The following is a 459-nucleotide window of genomic DNA, read 5'->3' as shown; positions in this document are numbered from 1 at the left end:
CTGCAGCACGATTTTTTACGACGCAAAAAATTTTTCCACATCGTGAAATTTAGGCGGCGATGCGTCGCAGGCGAAAAAAAACCGGTGCCTGGGCACCGGTTTTTCTGTCGACCAGCCGACGATGAAGCGCTGTCGGGGTCATTCAACTCATTGCTACGCAGAGCGTAGCGCTGCGTACGTTAGCTGCCGCGACGCGCGGTACGCGGACCGTCGCTGCGGCGTGCGCCGTAGCCGCCGTCACGCGAGCCGCCGTAGCCTTCGCGCGAACCGCTGCCTGCCGGCTTACCGGCCCAACCGCTGCCATTGCCGCTGCCGCTGCGCGAGCTGCCTGCGCTGCCGGCCGGCTTGCCCGAGCCGCTGCCGAAGCGACGGCCGCCGCTATTGCCGCCGCCCGGACGGCCGCGGCCGCCAAAGCCAGGACGGCCGTTACCCGACGGAGCCGACTTGCGCGGCTCGAAG

Annotated in this window: 1 pseudogene; it reads right to left on the bottom strand. The window is 67.1% G+C overall.

From position 1 onward, the window contains the following. Positions 1-179 precede the first annotated feature (179 nt). Positions 180-459 (bottom strand): annotated as a pseudogene (locus SB822_RS54985) (ATP-dependent helicase); the annotation flags it as partial.

The organism is Paraburkholderia sp. SIMBA_054 (genome assembly GCF_046534875.1).
Classification (GTDB): Bacteria; Pseudomonadota; Gammaproteobacteria; order Burkholderiales; family Burkholderiaceae; genus Paraburkholderia; species Paraburkholderia hospita.
The sequence above is the reverse complement of the archived record's forward strand: the minus strand, read 5'-3'. Positions and strand labels throughout refer to the sequence as shown.